Origin of the sequence: Kitasatospora sp. NPDC051705 (assembly GCF_044453265.1) — a bacterium.
GTDB lineage: Bacteria > Actinomycetota > Actinomycetes > Streptomycetales > Streptomycetaceae > Kitasatospora.
In genome coordinates, this window is the sequence record NZ_JBITCO010000039.1 from 46,498 (window position 1) to 62,920 (window position 16,423).

13 protein-coding genes are annotated in these 16,423 nt (G+C 75.1%); 7 read left to right on the forward strand and 6 right to left on the reverse strand.

The genetic code is table 11. The features are described 5' to 3' along the window. The first annotated feature begins 179 nt into the window (after positions 1-179). Positions 180-1,361, forward strand: a complete 1,182-nt coding sequence (locus ACIA8Q_RS31645; protein WP_387906498.1) for an agmatine deiminase family protein — start codon at positions 180-182, stop codon at positions 1,359-1,361. A 38-nt stretch (positions 1,362-1,399) separates the two neighbouring features. Here the strand turns inward: ACIA8Q_RS31645 and ACIA8Q_RS31650 are convergent, their stop codons facing one another. After that, on the reverse strand, positions 1,400-2,038 hold the full coding sequence (locus ACIA8Q_RS31650; RefSeq protein ID WP_396318121.1) for a TetR/AcrR family transcriptional regulator: 639 nt from the start codon (positions 2,036-2,038) through the stop codon (positions 1,400-1,402). A 241-nt stretch (positions 2,039-2,279) separates the two neighbouring features. Between ACIA8Q_RS31650 and ACIA8Q_RS31655 the strand changes: the two genes are divergently transcribed. Further along, on the forward strand, positions 2,280-3,461 hold the full coding sequence (locus ACIA8Q_RS31655) for an agmatine/peptidylarginine deiminase (RefSeq protein ID WP_396318122.1): 1,182 nt from the start codon (positions 2,280-2,282) through the stop codon (positions 3,459-3,461). Positions 3,462-3,546: 85 nt separating this feature from the next. Here ACIA8Q_RS31655 and ACIA8Q_RS31660 read toward each other — a convergent pair whose 3' ends face one another. The 3 genes from ACIA8Q_RS31660 to ACIA8Q_RS31670 all read right to left on the reverse strand — a co-directional run bounded on the left by ACIA8Q_RS31660 (position 3,547) and on the right by ACIA8Q_RS31670 (position 6,727). Continuing rightward, on the reverse strand, positions 3,547-4,701 hold the full coding sequence (locus tag ACIA8Q_RS31660) for an agmatine/peptidylarginine deiminase (protein WP_396318123.1): 1,155 nt from the start codon (positions 4,699-4,701) through the stop codon (positions 3,547-3,549). Between the two features lie 156 nt (positions 4,702-4,857). Next, complete coding sequence (locus ACIA8Q_RS31665; protein WP_396318124.1) at positions 4,858-5,895, reverse strand: agmatine/peptidylarginine deiminase; 1,038 nt, start codon at positions 5,893-5,895, stop codon at positions 4,858-4,860. A gap of 253 nt (positions 5,896-6,148) precedes the next feature. Next, positions 6,149-6,727 carry a TetR/AcrR family transcriptional regulator gene (locus ACIA8Q_RS31670; RefSeq protein WP_396318125.1) on the reverse strand — a complete coding sequence of 193 codons (579 nt, stop codon included), beginning with the start codon at positions 6,725-6,727 and terminating at the stop codon, positions 6,149-6,151. Between the two features lie 340 nt (positions 6,728-7,067). Here ACIA8Q_RS31670 and cseB point away from each other — a divergent pair, with 340 nt between their 5' ends. The 4 genes from cseB (at position 7,068) to ACIA8Q_RS31690 (ending at position 12,801) form a co-directional block, all read left to right on the forward strand. Next, positions 7,068-7,760 carry a two-component system response regulator CseB gene (gene cseB / locus ACIA8Q_RS31675; RefSeq protein ID WP_396318126.1) on the forward strand — a complete coding sequence of 231 codons (693 nt, stop codon included), beginning with the start codon at positions 7,068-7,070 and terminating at the stop codon, positions 7,758-7,760. Between the two features lie 3 nt (positions 7,761-7,763). Next, positions 7,764-9,164 carry a sensor histidine kinase gene (locus ACIA8Q_RS31680; RefSeq protein WP_396318127.1) on the forward strand — a complete coding sequence of 467 codons (1,401 nt, stop codon included), beginning with the start codon at positions 7,764-7,766 and terminating at the stop codon, positions 9,162-9,164. 217 nt (positions 9,165-9,381) lie between these two features. After that, positions 9,382-10,134, forward strand: coding sequence for an ABC transporter ATP-binding protein (locus ACIA8Q_RS31685; protein ID WP_387906610.1), 753 nt, complete (start codon positions 9,382-9,384; stop codon positions 10,132-10,134). 63 nt (positions 10,135-10,197) lie between these two features. After that, positions 10,198-12,801 carry an FtsX-like permease family protein gene (locus ACIA8Q_RS31690; protein WP_396318128.1) on the forward strand — a complete coding sequence of 868 codons (2,604 nt, stop codon included), beginning with the start codon at positions 10,198-10,200 and terminating at the stop codon, positions 12,799-12,801. Positions 12,802-13,028: 227 nt separating this feature from the next. Here the strand turns inward: ACIA8Q_RS31690 and ACIA8Q_RS31695 are convergent, their stop codons facing one another. Beyond that, positions 13,029-13,232, reverse strand: a complete 204-nt coding sequence (locus ACIA8Q_RS31695; RefSeq protein ID WP_360209792.1) for a hypothetical protein — start codon at positions 13,230-13,232, stop codon at positions 13,029-13,031. A 106-nt stretch (positions 13,233-13,338) separates the two neighbouring features. On the opposite strand from ACIA8Q_RS31695, the gene ACIA8Q_RS31700 reads away from it, so the two are divergent. Beyond that, the gene (locus ACIA8Q_RS31700) at positions 13,339-13,881 is read left to right on the forward strand and encodes a helix-turn-helix domain-containing protein (RefSeq protein WP_360209790.1); all 543 of its coding nucleotides are present in this window, start codon (positions 13,339-13,341) and stop codon (positions 13,879-13,881) included. A 31-nt stretch (positions 13,882-13,912) separates the two neighbouring features. On the opposite strand, the gene helR is transcribed toward ACIA8Q_RS31700, so the two are convergent. Next, entirely contained in the window at positions 13,913-16,078 is a 2,166-nt protein-coding gene (helR, locus tag ACIA8Q_RS31705) for an RNA polymerase recycling motor ATPase HelR (RefSeq protein ID WP_360209788.1), read from the reverse strand. Positions 16,079-16,423 lie beyond the last annotated feature (345 nt).

Genomic DNA, 16,423 nt, shown 5'->3' on the forward strand with positions numbered 1-16,423 from the left:
GTGGGGCCTGCCGGACCGCGGTACCAGGGGTGCGGGCCGGTGCGGGCCGCCCGGAGCCGGGCCGGCACCCGTCCGGCCGGGTTCACCCCGATGGCCGATGCCTGTCGGGCCGGGACCGGGCCGCCCGTTCCGTAGCGTGCGGGTCCGGACCCCAGGCACCTACCGGAACGAGGCCCCCCATGGCTCACCCCCGGCCGTCCCGCCGCACGCTGCTGCGCTCCGGGGCCGCGCTCGCCGCGCTGGCCCTGACCGACGGCTGCTCCTCCGGCGGCGGCGACGAACCGTCCGCCCCGAGCGGCACCGCCACGGCCCCGGCCCCGACGGACACCCCGTCCGCCGCGGCCCGGGCGATGCCCGCCGAATCGGCCCCGCACACCCGGACCTTCATGGCCTGGCCGGCCCTGGAGGAGGTGTGGGGCGACCAACTCCCCGGCGTCCGCGAGGACATCGCCGGGCTGGCCCGGACCATCGCCGGCTTCGAGCCCGTCGTGCTGCTGGCCCGGCCCGACCAGGCGGACCAGGCCCGGCAGGCCTGCGGCTCCAGCGTCGAGGTGCTCGAGCTGATGGTCGACGACCTCTGGGCCCGGGACACCGGCCCGACCTTCGTCACCGGCCCGCAGGGGCTCGCCGGGGTCGACTTCAACTTCAACGGCTGGGGGAACAAGCAGACCCACGCCGACGACAGCCAGGTCGCCCGCAACCTGCTGGAGCACTACGGCGTCACCCGCGTCCAGGCGCCCGTCACCGGCGAGGGCGGCGGCATCGAGGTGGACGGCGACGGCACGCTGATGGCCACCGAGAGCTCCTGGGTCAACGACAACCGCAACCCCGGCAAGTCCCGCGACCAGATCGAGGCGGCCTTCAAGGACCTGCTCGGGGTCCGGAAGGTGCTGTGGTTCAAGGGGGTCGCCGGCCAGGACATCACCGACTGCCACGTCGACGCGCTCGCCCGCTTCGCCGAACCCGGCACCGTCGTCCTCCACCGCCCGGCCGCGAACACCCCGCCGGACATCTGGAGCATGGCCTCCGACCAGGCGCTCCAGGTCCTGAAGTCCGCCACCGACGCCGGCGGGCGCACGCTCAGGGTGGTCGAGATCCCGGAGCCCGACTTCGACCTGATCCAGGGGTCGGGCAAGAACTTCCTCGCCACCTACATCAACTACTACGTCTGCAACGGGGGCGTCATCGTGCCGCGCTTCGGGGACCAGGCGGCCGACGACCGGGCGGCGGGCATCATCGGCGACCTCCACCCGGGGCGGAAGGTCACCCCCGTCACCATCGACCACATCGCCGGTGGCGGGGGCGGCATCCACTGCGCCACCCAGCAGCAGCCCGCCGTCCCCGGGGCGAGCCCGTCCTAGGGTTTTGTCTGTCGGGGCCTGTCCGACGAGGGGCCCGGTCAGACGGTGGCGGACAGCGAGGCCATCAGGGTGCGCAGCACCTGCGCGGCGTCCACGGTGCCGTCGAGCGAGCCGATGGCGGCGATCCCGTCCACGGCCGCGGCGAAGGCCTCGCCGAGCGGGACGGGGTCGGCGGCGGAGCCGCGCTCGTCGACCAGCACCCCGAAGAGGCGGACGAAGCAGGACCGCCACCGCGCGTACTCGGCCTCCAGGCTGACCCTGACCCGTTCGTCGTTCAGGGCGAGCCAGTGCAGGGCGGCGTGCAGCCGCGCGAGGTCCGGGCTCTCCGGCCGCGTCAGCAGGGTCAGCACCCGCTCCGCCCGCTCGGCGTAGCCGCCCGGGCCGTCCACCGCCCGTTCGAGGGGGGCGATCCACTCGGGCCGGATGTCCGCGACCACCGCGACGATCAGGTCGGTGCGGTCCGCGAAGTGGTAGTGGCACATCCCGTGCGAGACCTCGCACAGCGCGGCCACGTTGCGGGTGGTGAAGCGGCCGGCGCCGGCGCCGGCGAGGAGGGTCCGGGCCGCCGCGATCAGCCGGGCCCGGGTCTGCTCGCCCTTGGCGGAGGAGCGCGTCCGGCCGTTGCCGGCCGGTGTCGCGGAGGGAGCCGGGGCCGTGCCTGTCGCCTGCGTCGCCATGGCGGCAACTGTAGCCAGGACCGGGGCGCGGCGGCAGGGAGACGGCCGTGGTCGTGGGGCCGCCGGGGCGGTCCGGACGGTCCGCGGGCGTTCCCCTGGCGGCTTCCGGGCGGCCCGGGGCGGGCGCGGTCGGGGGAAGTCGGGGGCGGATGCCTGCGCAAACTATTGACCGAGCGCTTGGTCAGTTCTACCTTTCCGGTCAACTGCGGTGCATGCAGCCGGCATTGACATGGAGGCAGAGATGAACGACCAGCTCAGATCCGAGCAGGCGGCCACGGCGGGCGTCGGCCGACGCGGATTCCTCGCGGCCGCGGGACTGGCCGCGGCCGGGGCCGCGCTGACCGTCGCCACCGGCGGCCCGGCCTCGGCCGGGCAGCGGCGCGGCACGGCGACTGACGGGCGGACGCTCACCGCCACCGGCCTCGTCGTGCCGATCGACACCGCCCGGCACGCCCGCACCTGGATGGCCTGGCCGGACAGCAGCACCATCTGGCGCAGCAAGCTCGCCGGCGTGCAGTCGAACATCGCGCTCATCGCGAAGACCATCGCGAAGTACGAGCCGGTCACCATGCTCGCCAACCCCGCCAGCGTCTCCAAGGCGCGCTCGATGTGCGGCACGGCCGTCACGGTCATCGGCGACATCCCGGTCGACGACTGCTGGATGCGCGACACCGGCCCGGTCTTCCGCACCGACGGCGCGGGCGGGTTCGACGCGGTCGGCTTCAACTTCAACGGCTGGGGCAACCGGCAGACGCACGCCAACGACGCACTGGTCGCCCGCCGCGTCGCCGCCTACCTCGGCGTCCCGTTCACCGCCGCCGGGCTCGTCACCGAGGGCGGCGCCGTCGAGACCGACGCGGCCGGCACCCTGATGGCGACCAGGAGCAGCATCCTCAACGGCAACCGCAACCCCGGCATGTCGCAGGCCCAGGTCGAGGCGGCCCTGTGCACCGCCTACGGGGCCACCAAGGTGATCTGGTTCCCCGGCATCGCCGGCCAGGACATCACCGACGACCACGTGGACGCCACCTCCCGGTTCGTCGGCGGCGGCACGGCCGTGGTGCAGGCGCCGCTGGCCGGTGACACCGACGTCTGGTCCAACGACGAGCGCCAGCAGTACCAGATCCTGTCCGCCGCCACCGGCGGGCAGGGCACCCCGATCTCCGTCAGCCGGATCCAGGGCCCCGACTACAACCTGATCCGCTCGACCAACCCGTCCTTCGTCGGCTCCTACGCCAACTACTACCTCTGCAACGGCGCGGTGATCTCCGCCCAGTTCGGCGACACCAAGGCCGACGCGGCCGCCCGGACCACGCTCGCCCGGCTCTTCCCCGGCCGGACGGTCGAACAGCTCAACATCGACAACCTCGGCGCCGGGGGCGGCGGCATCCACTGCGTCACCCAGCAGCAGCCCGTTCCCTAGCGGGTGCCGTGCGGCGGGGCGGGCGCCGGCCCGCCCCTCCGCACCGGGCCCGGTGCGGAGGGGCGGCCGGGCGGTCCGTGGCGGGTCAGCCGAGGGAGGGGATGTCGTGGGTCGCGCAGTGGATGCCGCCACCGCCGGCGGCTATCGCGTCGATCTTCACGGGGACGATCTCGCGGGTGGGGAAGTACTGCTTGAGGATCTGCTGGGCGCGGTCGTCGGCCCGGGCGTCGCCGAACTTCGGCAGGTAGACGCCCTTGTCGCCGATGTAGAAGTTCATGTACGAGGAGACGAAGGCGTCGCCGCGGCCGGTGATCTTGTCCGGGTCGGGCTGCTGGAGCTCGACGACCTCCAGCTTCCGGCCGCGCGCGTCGGTGGCGGTCTTGAACACCGAGCGCGCCTGGTCGGCGGAGCGGGACCAGACGTCGGCCGGGGTCCCGGGGAAGGCCTGGTCGAGCAGGACGACGCCGGGTGCGGCGAAGCGGGTCAGGCAGTCGACGTGGGCGTCGGTGATGTCCTTGCCCTTGACGCCGGCGAGCCAGATCACCTTGGTGACGCCGAGGACCCGCTTGAGTTCGGCCTCGACCTGGTCGCGGCTCATGCCGGGGTTGCGGTTGTCGTTGACGACGGAGCTCTCGGTGACCATCAGGGTGCCCAGGCCGTCGGTCTCGAAGGAGCCGCCCTCGGCGACCAGCGTGGTCTCGACGCGCTCCACGCCGTACTTCGCCAGCACCGCCCGGGCGACCTTGGCGTCGTTGCCGCGCTGCTGCTTGCCGCCCCAGCCGTTGAAGTTGAAGTCGACGCCCTTGACCTTGCCGCCCTCCTCGACGAACACCGGCAGGGTGTCCCGGGCCCACAGGTCGTCCACCGCGATCGGCACCACCTCGACGGCCGAGCCGCACGCCTTCTGCGCGGCGTCCTTCTGCTCGGGGCGGGCCATCATGACCACGGGCTCGCGGGCCGAGATGGCCTGGGCCAGCCCGGCGACGTCCCGTCGCACGTCCGGGAGCTGGTCGCCCCAGACCGTCTCGGAGGCCGGCCAGGACATCACCGTGCGCAGGTGCTTGTCCCACTCGGCGCCGAAGCGGCGGGGGCCGGAGCCGGTGCCGCCGGACTGCGTCGGCAGCGCGGTCGCCTCCGGGTCGAGGCCGTCGAGGTCGTTGCAGGCGGTGAGGCCGAAGGCGAGGACACCGGCGCCGGCGAGGGAGCGCACCAGGGTGCGGCGGGACAGGTCGGTGGGCATGCGGGATCTCCAGACGGGGTCGTGAGGGTTTCGGGAGAGGTGCCACGGGCGGGGCGCCCGGCGGTGCGGTTCCGTGCGGTTCCGAGCCGCGCGATTCCGAGCCGCGCGGTTCCGCGTGGTGCGGTTCCGCGTGGTGCGGTGCGGGCCGGACGGGCCCTACGGCAGCGGCTCGTGCATGGTCGAGCAGTGGATGCCGCCGCCGCCGGCCATCAGGCGGTCCACGTCGAGCTGGACGACGTGACGGCCGGGGAAGGCAGCGGCGAGCGCCTCCTTCGCGGCCGCGTCCTTGTACGCGTCGCCGAACTGGGCGGTGACGACCCCGCCGTTGACGACGTGGAAGTTGAGGTAGGAGTAGACGAACTTGGAACTGCGGGAGCGCACGGTGTCCGGGCCGTGCACGGGGATGACCTGCAGCCGGCGGCCGCGGGCGTCGGTGGCGGCGGACAGGATCGCGAACTGCTCGCGGGCGTCCCGCGCCCAGGCGTCGTTGCGGTCCGCCGGCGGCAGCTGGACCATCACGACGCCGGGCCGGATGAACCGCGAGGTGACGTCGACGTGGTCGTCGGTGATGTCCTGGCCCTTGATCCCGGGCAGCCAGATCATCTCGTCCGCGCCGTAGGCGTCCAGGACGGCGTCCTCGATCTCGTCCCGGCTCATGCCGCGGTTGCGGTTCTTGTTGACCAGGCTGCTCTCGGTGGCCATGACGGTGCCGTCGCCGTCGGTCTCGATCGCCCCGCCCTCGCCGACGAAGTCCGCGTAGGAGTGGCGCAGGCCGCGGCGGGCGGCCAGGCGCTCGGCGACCAGGGCGTCGTCGTCGTGGATCTGCTTGTTCCCCCAGCCGTTGAAGTTGAGGACCACCGCGTCCAGCCCGCCGCGGCCGTCCCGGCGGAACACCGGGGCGATGTCGCGCATCCACAGGTCGTCGGTGGGGATGGCGGTCGTCACCTCGACCGACGGCCCGCACCAGGAGCGGGCCTTGTCCGCGGTGTAGTCGTCGGGGGCGCACATGACCACCGGCTCGAACTGGGCGATCGTCCGGGCGATCAGGGCGATGTCCTCCTGGATCCGGCCCAGGCGCAGCCCCCACACGCCCCGGCGGGAGGGCCAGGACATCCAGGTCCGCGCGTGCGGGACGTCGTCCGCGGGCACCCAGGAGTAGGTTCCGGTGGAGCGGTCATCGCGGTGGTGGGTCATGAGGGTCTCCAGATCGTGCGACGGTGCCGGGAGGGGGCGGGCCACCAGGTCCACTGTTCGCGCCGCGACGCACCGGCGCACCAGGTGGCACGGTCCGGTGGCTGCACCCCGCCCGCGGTCCCACACTCGCATTGACTGAAAAGTCAGTCAAACTTATCGGCACACCTTGACCCGATCAGCGGTGAAGGGGCACGGAGCGTGACGAATCGGACGGGGGCGGCCGGCCCGGAGCGGGCCCGCCCGCCCCACCCGGTCAGGAGCCGAGACCCGCCAGCTCGGTCTCGACGGCCTCGGACATCAGCGTGCGGGCGTGCGCCAGCGGCAGGCTGCCGCTGAGCCAGCGCATGCTCACGCCCTCCAGCAGCGCGGTCAGCCGCTCGGCCGCACCGGCCAGCGCGACCGCCGAGGACATCGGCCGCACCTCGCCGATCAGCTCGGCGATCTCCTGCACCCAGACCCGGGTGGCCCGCGCCAGATCCTCGCGCAGCGTCTCGTCGAACACCGCACTGGCCCTCAGTTCGCCCCAGGCGGTGCTGTTCTCCCGCACCTCGGCGCTGTCCTGGAGCTCCAGCAGCAGCGTCTGGTCCAGCTCCTCGCGCGGCGTCAGCGGGGGCGCGTCCGCGGGCCGGTCGGTGGTGTACCGCTCCGCCCGGTCGTTGATGAACTCCAGGGTCTGCCGGAGGATCCCCGTGCGGTCCTTGAAGTGGTAGTAGATCAGCGCGGTGGAAACCCCCGCCTCGGCGGCGAGCTCCTCGACCCGCAGGCCGCGCACCCCGCGTCGCGCGATCACCCGCGCCGCTGCTTCCAAGATCGACGTTTTACGACTGGCCACGGCCGCCACCTTACCGGGACGCCCCCGCCGGCCTCCGGGCACCGCCTGACCCGTCCGTCAGCGACCGGCCAGACGCGCGGGCGCGTTTGTATCCGTCGGGTATCGGCGGGGGCTCGGCCGGCCGTCGGTCCGCCGCCGCTCCAGGGGGCTCGGCCGTCGCGGCGGAGGCCGCGAGAGGTGGCCCGACCTGGGAGTTCGCGGCGGCGGGGTGGGCCGGGCCGCCCCTTCGGCCCGGCGGCGGGGGGCCGGGAGCTGTCGTAGGGTTTCCGGACGGGCGCCCGGTGACGCCGCCGGACCCGTCCCGCACCCCACTCCACCACGCCCCGAGGAGCCGCCCGCCGTGTCCCCGCCCCCCGTCCGCGTGCTGCTGGTGGAGGACGACGAGCTGATGCGGAGGTCGTTCACCGTCGCGCTGGAACGCTACGGGTACCGGATGCGGGCCGCGGCCGACGGGCTGACCGGCCTGGAGCTCTTCCGGGAGGAGGAGTTCGACCTGCTCGTCCTCGACGTGATGCTGCCCGGGCTGGACGGGATCGGGCTCTGCCGCCGGATCCGGGAGACCAGCCTGGTGCCCGTGCTGATGATGTCCGCGCGCGGGGACGGACTCGACGTCGTCGCCGGCCTGGAGGCGGGCGCGGACGACTACGTGGTCAAGCCCGTGGACACCTACGTCCTGGTGGCCCGGATCCGCTCGCTGCTCCGGCGGGCGACGTACGCGCCGCTCCCGGGGCGCGGTCCCGACACCGGGGACGTGCTGGTCTTCGGCGACCTCACCGTCGACACCGCCGGCATGGTCGTCACCGTCGCGGGCAGCCCCGTCGCGCTGACCCCGACCGAGCTCAAACTGCTGCTGGAGTTCGCCGCCCACCCCGGCGTCGTGCTGGAACGGCACACCCTGCTGCGCGAGGTCTGGGAGTACGGCTGGGACGGCGACAGCCGCGTGGTGGACCTCTGCGTGCAGCGGCTGCGCCGGAAGCTGGGCCGGGACCGGATCGAGACGGTCCGCGGGTTCGGCTACAAGCTCCGGCGCTGAGCGGTGCGCCCGTTCTCCCGGCTGCGGCCGGCCCGCACCTCGCTGCGCTGGAAGATCGCCGCCCTGGCCGCGGCCACGGCCTGCCTGGTCGTCGCGGCCGTGGGCGTGCTGGTGCACCTGTGGACGGCGCACGACGTCCGCGACCGGGCCGGGGCACAGGCCTTCAACGCCGTGTACTCGGCCGTCGACGTCTACCGGCGCACCGGCACCCTCGCGGACGGCGCCGAACTCGACCCCGACGCACTGCCCGCCGCCCTGCGCCACCCCGCCGACGACGCCCGGCACACCGCCTACGACGGGCGCGTCGAGGGCAACCTGGGGCCGAGCGTCTGGGCTGCCCAGCGGACCGCCGGGCCCGGCAGCCCGGTGCTGGCCGTCCGGGTCAACCTGAGCCCGGAGCTGCACGACCTGCGCCGGCTCGACGTGACGATGGCCCTCGCCTCGCTGCTCGCCCTCGCGGCGGCCGCGCCACTGGCGGTCTACGGGGCCGGCCTGGTCGCCCGCCGGCTGCAGCGGGTCTCCGAGACGGCCGGCCGGATCTCCGCCGGGGACCTCGACGCCCGGACCGGGCCCACCGCGGGCCGGGACGAGGTGGCCGAGATCGCCGCCACCGTCGACCGGATGGCCGACGACCTCGGCCGGCGGCTGCGCACCGAACGACGGTTCACCGCCGACGTGGCGCACGAACTGCGCACCCCGGTCGGCGGTCTGCTGGCCGCCGTCGACCTGCTGCCGCCCGGCGAGACCGAGGACCTGCTCCGGGCCCGGGTCCGCGACCTGCGCGCCCTGGTCGAGGACCTCCTGGAGATCTCCCGCCTGGACGCCGGCGCGGAGCGGCCCGTCCGGGCCCGGGTGCCGCTCGGGGCGGTCGTCACCGAGGCCGTGCAGCGCACCGGGCTCGGGGGCACCGAGGTCGTCGTCCCCGGCGCTTCGCCGCGCGCGGGGGCGGGGGCAGGGGCGGGGCAGATGGACGCAGAGGCCGTGGCGGCCCCGGACACCGAGGGCACCGCGGACGACGTGGAGACCGCGGGCACCGTGGACGACGTGGAGACCGCGGGCACCGTGGACGACGTGGAGACCGCGGGCACCGTGGAGACCGACCCGCGCCGGCTGGAGCGGATCGTCGGCAACCTGGTGGTCAACGCCCACCGGCACGGGGCCGGCCCGGTGCGGGTCACCGTCGAGGGCCGGACGGTCGTCGTGCGCGACCACGGCCCCGGCTTCCCGCCCGACCTGTTGCGGCACGGCCCCCGCCGCTTCCACACCGGCTCCGCCGAGCGCGGCCCGGGCCACGGCCTGGGACTGACCATCGCCCTCGGGCAGGCCCGGCTGCTCGGGGCCGACCTGCGGCTGGACAACGCCCCGGACGGCGGCGCCGTCGCCACCCTGCGGCTGCCCGGCTGACCCCGGAAGCGCACCGCCGGCCGCGGTGACCGAGGCGCACCGCCGGGCCCGGTGACCCGCCCGCGCGCAGCCGGGCGACGGAACCGATACGGAGTGGAGCGCGCGGTGATACACCGCGGCCGGGGCCCCCGATACACGCCCCGGACACCCTCGACGTGCACCCTTCCGCACCGACGAGGAGCCCGCCGTGACCGCCGACCCCCTTGCCCGCCACGCCCTGCTCACCACACCCGGGATCGCGGCCGCCACCACCGACCTGACCAGGGTCTACGGCGCCGGCGACACCCGGGTCACCGCCCTGGACCGGGTCAGCGTGGCCTTCCGGGAGGCCGAGTTCACCGCGATCATGGGACCCTCCGGCTGCGGCAAGTCGACCCTGATGCACTGCGCCGCCGGCCTGGACACCCCCAGCTCCGGTTCCGTGCGGATCGGCACCACCGAGCTGGGCACGCTGGGCGACCAGCAGCTGACCCGGCTGCGCCGGGACCGGATCGGCTTCGTCTTCCAGGCGTTCAACCTGCTGCCGACACTCACCGCGCTGGAGAACATCACGCTGCCGCTGACCATCGCCGGGCGCCGGCCGGACCGGCAGTGGCTGGACCGCGTGGTCGCCATGGTCGGGCTCGCCGGCCGCCTCCACCACCGGCCCGCGCAGCTGTCCGGCGGCCAGCAGCAGCGCGTCGCGGTCGCCCGGGCGCTGACCTCCCGGCCCGCGATCGTCTTCGCCGACGAGCCCACCGGCAACCTCGACTCGCACGCCGGCGCCGAGGTGCTCGGCTTCCTGCACGCCTCGGTGCGCGAGCTGGGACAGACGGTGGTCATGGTCACCCACGACCCGGTCGCCGCCGGCTACGCGGACCGCGTGGTGTTCCTCTCCGACGGCCGCCTGGTCGACGAGATGACGCGGCCCACCCCGGAGCGGGTCCTCGGGGTCATGAAGGGCTTCGACGCCCGCTCCCGCACCAGCTGACGCGTCGCCGGCCGACGCCCGCGCCCACCCGCCCCCGTCCTCCACTCCTCCCGAAAGCCGCCCATGCTGAGAACAGCCCTGCGCAACGTCCTGGCGCACAAGGCCCGTCTGGCCATGACCGTCCTCGCGGTCTGCCTCGGCGTCGCCTTCGTCTGCGGCACCCTCGTCTTCGCGGACTCGACCGCCGCCGCCCACCGCGCCGCCGCCTCCAGGAACTTCGCGGACACCGCCGTCACCGTCACCGCGCGGGCGGACCCCACCGCGGGCCCGGCGGACCGGCGCGAGGACGTGCTCACCGACGCGCTCGCGCGGACCCTGGCCCAGCTGCCCGGCGTCGCCGCCGTCCGGCCCTCCGTCGACGGCGCCGCCGTGCTGAACGCCGCGGACGGCAGCCCGCTGAGGGTCCGGCCCGGGGCGAACCTGGCCGCGGCCTACGTCCCCGCCACGGGTGGGAAGGACGGCGGGACGGCCGGCCGGGACGCCCGCTACCCCCTGGTCGAGGGCCGCGCCCCCGCCGGCGGTGACGAGATCGCCGTGGACGTGGGCACCGCCGCCGCCGGCCGGTTGCACCTGGGCGACCGGGTCACGCTGGCCACCGACGGGCCGGCCATGACCAAGCGGCTCGTCGGCCTCGTCACCACCGCCGACACCCGGGTCACCGCCCGCGGCACCCTCGTCCTGTTCGACCGGGCGACCGCCCAGGAGCTGTTCGCCGCCCCGGAGCACTACACCGCGATCGACCTGTCCGCCGTGCCCGGCACCGCTCAGGCCGAACTCGCCCGGCGGGTCGCCGAGGTGCTCCCCGCGGAGCGGGCCGAGGCCGTCACCGGCGCGGCCCTGGCCGTTCAGCAGGCCGCCTACGTGGGCGTGCTGACCCGCGGGTACGAGAAGACGCCGATGGTCTTCGCCGGGGTCGCGCTGTTCATCGGTTCGTTCCTGGTCGTCAACACCTTCACCATGCTCGTCACCCGGCGCAGCCGCGAGATCGCGCTGCTGCGGGCGATCGGCGCCTCCCGCCGTCAGGTCGTCCGGACCGTCCTGGCGGAGGCACTGCTGGTCGGCCTCGCCGCCTCGGCGGCCGGGTTCGCGCTGGGCCTCGGCGTCGCCACCGTGCTGCCCGGGGTCCTGGGCGGTGGGGACACGCTGCCGCACGGCCCGCTGGTGATCGGGCCGCGCCCCGTCGCGGCGGCGCTCGGCGTGGGGGTGGGCGTGACGGTGCTCGCCGCGTGGCTGCCCTCGCGCAGGGCCGCGCGGGTCGCGCCGGTCGAGGCGCTGCGCACCGTCCAGCAGCCGCCCGCCGGCCGGGCCGGCCTCCGGGCCGGGGCGGGCCTGGCCCTGCTGCTCGCCGGGGCCGGCCTGCTGGTCGCGCTCGCGGCCACCGCCGAGGACGCCTCCGAGGCGAACCTGCGCAACGCCCTGCTGGGCAGCGGCCTGCTCGTCGTCGCACTGGTCGTGCTGGCGCCGCTGCTGGTGGCCCCGGCGGTGCGCGCCATCGGCCGGCCGGCCGATGCGCTCGGCCGGCGGCTGACCGGCGGCACCGGGATCACCGGTCACCTCGCCCGGCAGAACGTGCTGCGCGACCCGCGGCGCACCGCGGCGACCGCCGCCACCCTGCTGGTCAGCACCGCACTGGTCACCGGCCTCGCCGTCGTGGGCCACTCCACCGGGCAGGCCCTCGACCGTCGGGCCGCGGCCGGGCTCGGCGCCGACTACGTGATCGGCACCGGCAGCACCACGGCCGGCATCGACCCGGACGCCGTCCGGCGGGTGGCCGGGGCGGGCGGTGTGCGGACCGCGAGCGCCGTCACCGACTCCACCCTGTTCCTCGGCGGCGGCGTCCGGGAGGTCTCCGGGGTGGACCCGGCCACGGTCGGCGAGGTGATGCGGCTGCACTTCCTCGGCGGCTCCGCGCAGGACCTCGGGCCGGGCCGCATCGCCCTCTCCGAGACCGTCGCCCGGGAGAACGGTCTGCGCACCGGCAGCCGGGTCGAGGCCCGGATCGGCCCGGGCGGGGAACCCGCCCCCTACACCGTCGTGGGCGTCTACCAGGACAATCCCACCGCCCGCGACGCGCTCGGCGCCGAAGACGAGGTGCGGCGGCACGCCTTCCGGCCGGGCTCCGTCCAGCGGATCCTGGTGCGGACGGAGGGCGGCGAGGTCTCCGCGGCGGTGGAGGACCGGCTGCGGGCCGCGGTGGGCGGCAACCCGCTGCTGACGGTGCGGGACCGGGCCGCGGTCGTCCGGGCCGCCGCGGGCACCGTGGGCGACCTGCTGACCCTGGTGAACGGGCTGCTCGTGATCGGGGTGGTGATCGCCGTGCTCGGCGTCGCGAACACGCTGGCGGTGTCCGTGGCCGAGCGCACCCGGGAGATCGGTGCGCTGCGCGCCCTGGGCATGGACCGGGCGGGTGTCCGGCGGATGATCCGGCTGGAGGCGGTGACCGTCGCGGCGTTCGGCACCGGGCTGGGCCTGGCCGGCGGGCTGTTCTGCGCCTGGGCGGTCGGGGCGCTGGCCAACGGCGCGATGGCCGGGTACGCGTTGGAGCTGCCCTGGGGCCGACTGGCCCTGACCTGCCTGCTCGCCCTGCTGGTCGGTGCCCTCGCCGCCGCCGTTCCGGCCCACCGGGCGGCCGCGCTGAGCCCGCTGGAGGCCGTGGCCGAGGCGTGAGGCCGAGGTGCGGGGCCGAGGTGCGGGGCCGAGGCGCACGGCCGTGGTGTGAGGCCGCACCCGGGCAGCCCGGCGGGACCACGGAGGTCCCGGCCGGGCTGCCCGGAACCGGGCGGCCGCGACTGGTCGGCGTCCCGGCCCGGGCGGCGGTGCAACGGTGGTTGCGGTGCGTCCCGGGTCGGGCGGCCTGGCAGCCGCAGATCTGGGTGTGGGTGTGGCGCGCCGGTTCAGGCGGAGTGCAGCGTGATCAGGCGGACGGCCGGGGCGGAGACCACCTGGACCGTGTCGACGCCCGGCAGGCGCAGCTTGGCGAAGCCGCCCTGGAAGGACACCAGTGCGTGCGGGACGGACGCGGTCGGCGTGCCGTCCGCCGTGAGCACGGCGTAGCCGGCGTTGAGTTCGACCGCTGCCTCGGCCCAGTCCTGGTCCATGACGCCCCCCGGTGTTCGGTCCCCCCGAAACGGTACCGATCGGTACCGACGGCAAGGACGGTACCGACCGGTGCCGTTTGGCGTCAAGGGTGGTTAGATCGGGGCCATGGCCGTAAACGCACGGGCGCGCCTGCTGAGCACCGCCGAGTCCCTCTTCTACGCCAACGGCATCCGCGCGGTCGGCGTGGAGCGGATCCTCTCCGAGTCCGGGGTGGGCCGGGCCTCCTTCTACCGGCACTTCTCCGGCAAGGAGGCCCTGGTGGTCGCCGTCCTGGAGGGGCGGGACGAGCGGTGGCGCGCCTGGCTCAGCGAGCGGGTCGCGGCCCACGGCGGCCACCCGCTCAACATCTTCGACGCGCTCGCCGAACGCTTCGCCGCGCAGGACTTCCGGGGCTGCGTCGCGATCAACACCATGACCGAGTTCGCGGACGCCTCCAGCCCGGCCCGCCGGATGGCCGCCCTGCACAAGACCCGGGTCATCGACCTGGTCGAGCAGCTGATGCGGGACGCGGACATCCCCGAACCCCTGGCCCGCGCCAAGCAGTTCGCGCTGCTGATGGACGGGGCCATCGTCACCGCCCTGCGCGAGGGGGCCCCGGACGCGGCCGAACGGGCCCGCGGCATCGCGCAGGCGCTGCTCGCCGCCTGACCGCGCCCCGGCCGCGCCCCCCCCCGTGCCGCTACCGCGGAGTGGTCAGGACGACGAGCTCCCTGGTCGCCCTGGTCATCGCGACGTAGCGGTCGACGGCCCCCTCGACGCCCCCGCCGAACGCCTCCGGGTCGACCAGGACCACCAGGTCGAACTCCAGGCCCTTGGACAGCTCCGGGGTCAGCGAGCGGACCCGCGGCGTCGCCCGGAAGGCCGGGTCCCCGATGACGCAGGCGGTGCCCTCCGCGTGCTCGGCGAGCCAGGCGTCGAGCACCGACTCCAGCTCCGCCGTCGACCCGTGGCGGACCGGGACGCCGTTGCTGCGGATGGACGTCGGCACGTTGGCGTCCGGCAGCGCGGCCCGGATGACCGGCTCGGCCTCCGCCATGATCTCCTCCGGCGTCCGGTAGTTCACGCTCAGCGAGGCCACCGTGACCCGCTCCAGCCCGGCCCGTTCGAGCCGTTCCCGCCAGGACTCGGTGAACCCGTGCCTGGCCTGGGCGCGGTCCCCGACGATGGTGAAGCTGCGGGAGGGGCAGCGCAGCAGCAGCATCTGCCATTGCGCGTCGGTGAGCTCCTGGGCCTCGTCCACGACGATGTGCGCGAACGGGCCGGCGAGCGGCTCCGGGTCGCCGGCGGGCACGGCGTCCTCGTCGACCAGGCTGTCCCGCAGGTCCTGCCCGCGCAGCATCGCCACCGCTCCCTCCCCGTCCTCGTCGGCCGCGAGGATGTGGTCGATGACCTGGGCCATGCGTTCGCGCTCGGCGGCGACGGCGGCCCGCCGCCGGCTCTGCCGGCGGGCGGCCTCCGGGTCGCCGAGACGCTGACGGGCCGCGTCCAGCAGGGGCAGGTCGGCGACCGTCCAGGCCTGGGCGTCCGGGCGCTGCAGCGCCCGGACCTCGTCGGCGGTGAGCCAGGGGGCGCACAGCCGCAGGTAGGCGGGGACCGTCCAGAGGTCGCCGACCAGGTCGGCCGCCTCCAGCAGCGGCCACGCCCGGTTGAGGGTGGTGACCAGGTCGCGGTCGCGCAGCAGCGACTTGTGGAACAGCTCCGGCGGGACGTCCTCCTCCTCGCCCCCCTCGGCGTGCTTGTCCAGCAGGATCGTCACCAGCTCCGCCCAGATCTGCTCGCGGGCCTCGTTGTGCGGGGTGCCCGGCTCCACGGAGTCGAACGCCTCGGCCCAGTCCCCGGCACTCAGCCACAGGTCGGACCAGTCGGTGCTGACCGTCATCCCCGCGGCGGGCGGCTCCTCGTAGACGGCGACGGCCTTCTCGACCGCCTTGACCAGCGCGGCGGACGCCTTCAGCCGGGCCACCTCCGGGTCGCTCTCCTCCACCGCCCGGGCGCCCTCGGCGACCAGGTCGCGCAGGGTGCAGGTCCGCACGCCCTCCTCGCCGAGGCTGGGGAGGACGTCGGCGACGTAGGAGAGATAGGGCTGGTGGGGGCCGACGAAGAGCACGCCGCCGCGGCGGTGGCCGAGGCGCGGGTCCGAGTACAGCAGATAGGCGGAACGGTGCAGGGCGACGACGGTCTTGCCGGTGCCCGGACCGCCGTCCACGACGAGGGCCCCGCGCGACCCCGCCCGGATCACGGCGTCCTGGTCGGCCTGGATGGTGGCGAGCACGTCCCGCATCCGGGGCGAGCGGGAGCTGCCGAGGCCGGCGATGAAGGCGGACTGGTCGTCCAGGGCGGCGTGGCCCTCCAGCCCGTCGGTCGTGAACACCTCGTCCCAGTAGTCACTGATCCGGCCGCGGGTCCAGCGGTAGCGGCGCCGGCTCGCCAGGCCCGCAGGGTTGGCGTGGGTGGCGGCGAAGAACGGCTCGGCCGCGGGGGAGCGCCAGTCGATCAGCAGACGGCGCCCCGCACTGTCGGTGAGGCCCAGCCGGCCGATGTACACCGGCTCGGGGCCGTCCGCACCGACCACGCGGCCGAGGCACAGGTCCAGGCCGAAGCGGCGCAGGGCGCGCAGCCGGGCGGTCAGCCGGTGGACCTCCGCGTCCCGGTCCATCGCGGCCCGGCCGATGCCGCCGGGCGCCTTCCGTGCGGCGTCGAGCTGCTCGGACAGCTCGGCGACGGTCTGTTCCAGGCTCTCCGTGATGGCGGCGAAGTGTCGTTCGTCGGCGGCGATCAGCGCCGGGTCGGCCTTGGCGGTGAGGTGGTCGGGCAGGTCGAAGGCGCTGGCGGTCAGGGGGTGCATGGCATCGGCTCCGTTCCGGGGTTCCGAGGTCGATCCCGGGAGACCCGGCGGTGCCGCCGGCTCCGGTCTCGGCCTGCGATTGTGCGGCAGCACGGGGGCCTTGCGGCAAGACCCCCGGTGCGCTATAGGTTGAGAGTGGCAAGGGATGGGTTCACTCCCTCGCCGTCGCGCTGGTTCTCGCGCTCCCCGCCGCCGTATCCCGGGCGGGCTTCGGGATTTGCCTCCGGCCCGCTGCGGGCCTAGTGTTCTCTAGGTTCTGTCCGGCGGATCACGGTCTGAGCCAGAGGCGGATCGAGGCCACGACGATGGTGCCGTGGAAGACGTAGGCGCGCTTGTCGTAGCGCG

Excerpts from the sequence above, each read along its gene's own strand:
- ACIA8Q_RS31645 (WP_387906498.1), top strand. The coding sequence starts at position 180 with ATGGCTCACCCCCGGCCGTCCCGCCGCACGCTGCTGCGCTCCGGGGCC.
- ACIA8Q_RS31650 (WP_396318121.1), bottom strand. The coding sequence starts at position 2,038 with ATGGCGACGCAGGCGACAGGCACGGCCCCGGCTCCCTCCGCGACACCG.
- ACIA8Q_RS31655 (WP_396318122.1), top strand. The coding sequence starts at position 2,280 with ATGAACGACCAGCTCAGATCCGAGCAGGCGGCCACGGCGGGCGTCGGC.
- ACIA8Q_RS31660 (WP_396318123.1), bottom strand. The coding sequence starts at position 4,701 with ATGCCCACCGACCTGTCCCGCCGCACCCTGGTGCGCTCCCTCGCCGGC.
- ACIA8Q_RS31665 (WP_396318124.1), bottom strand. The coding sequence starts at position 5,895 with ATGACCCACCACCGCGATGACCGCTCCACCGGAACCTACTCCTGGGTG.
- ACIA8Q_RS31690 (WP_396318128.1), top strand. The coding sequence starts at position 10,198 with ATGCTGAGAACAGCCCTGCGCAACGTCCTGGCGCACAAGGCCCGTCTG.
- ACIA8Q_RS31695 (WP_360209792.1), bottom strand. The coding sequence starts at position 13,232 with ATGGACCAGGACTGGGCCGAGGCAGCGGTCGAACTCAACGCCGGCTAC.
- ACIA8Q_RS31700 (WP_360209790.1), top strand. The coding sequence starts at position 13,339 with ATGGCCGTAAACGCACGGGCGCGCCTGCTGAGCACCGCCGAGTCCCTC.
- helR (WP_360209788.1), bottom strand. The coding sequence starts at position 16,078 with ATGCACCCCCTGACCGCCAGCGCCTTCGACCTGCCCGACCACCTCACC.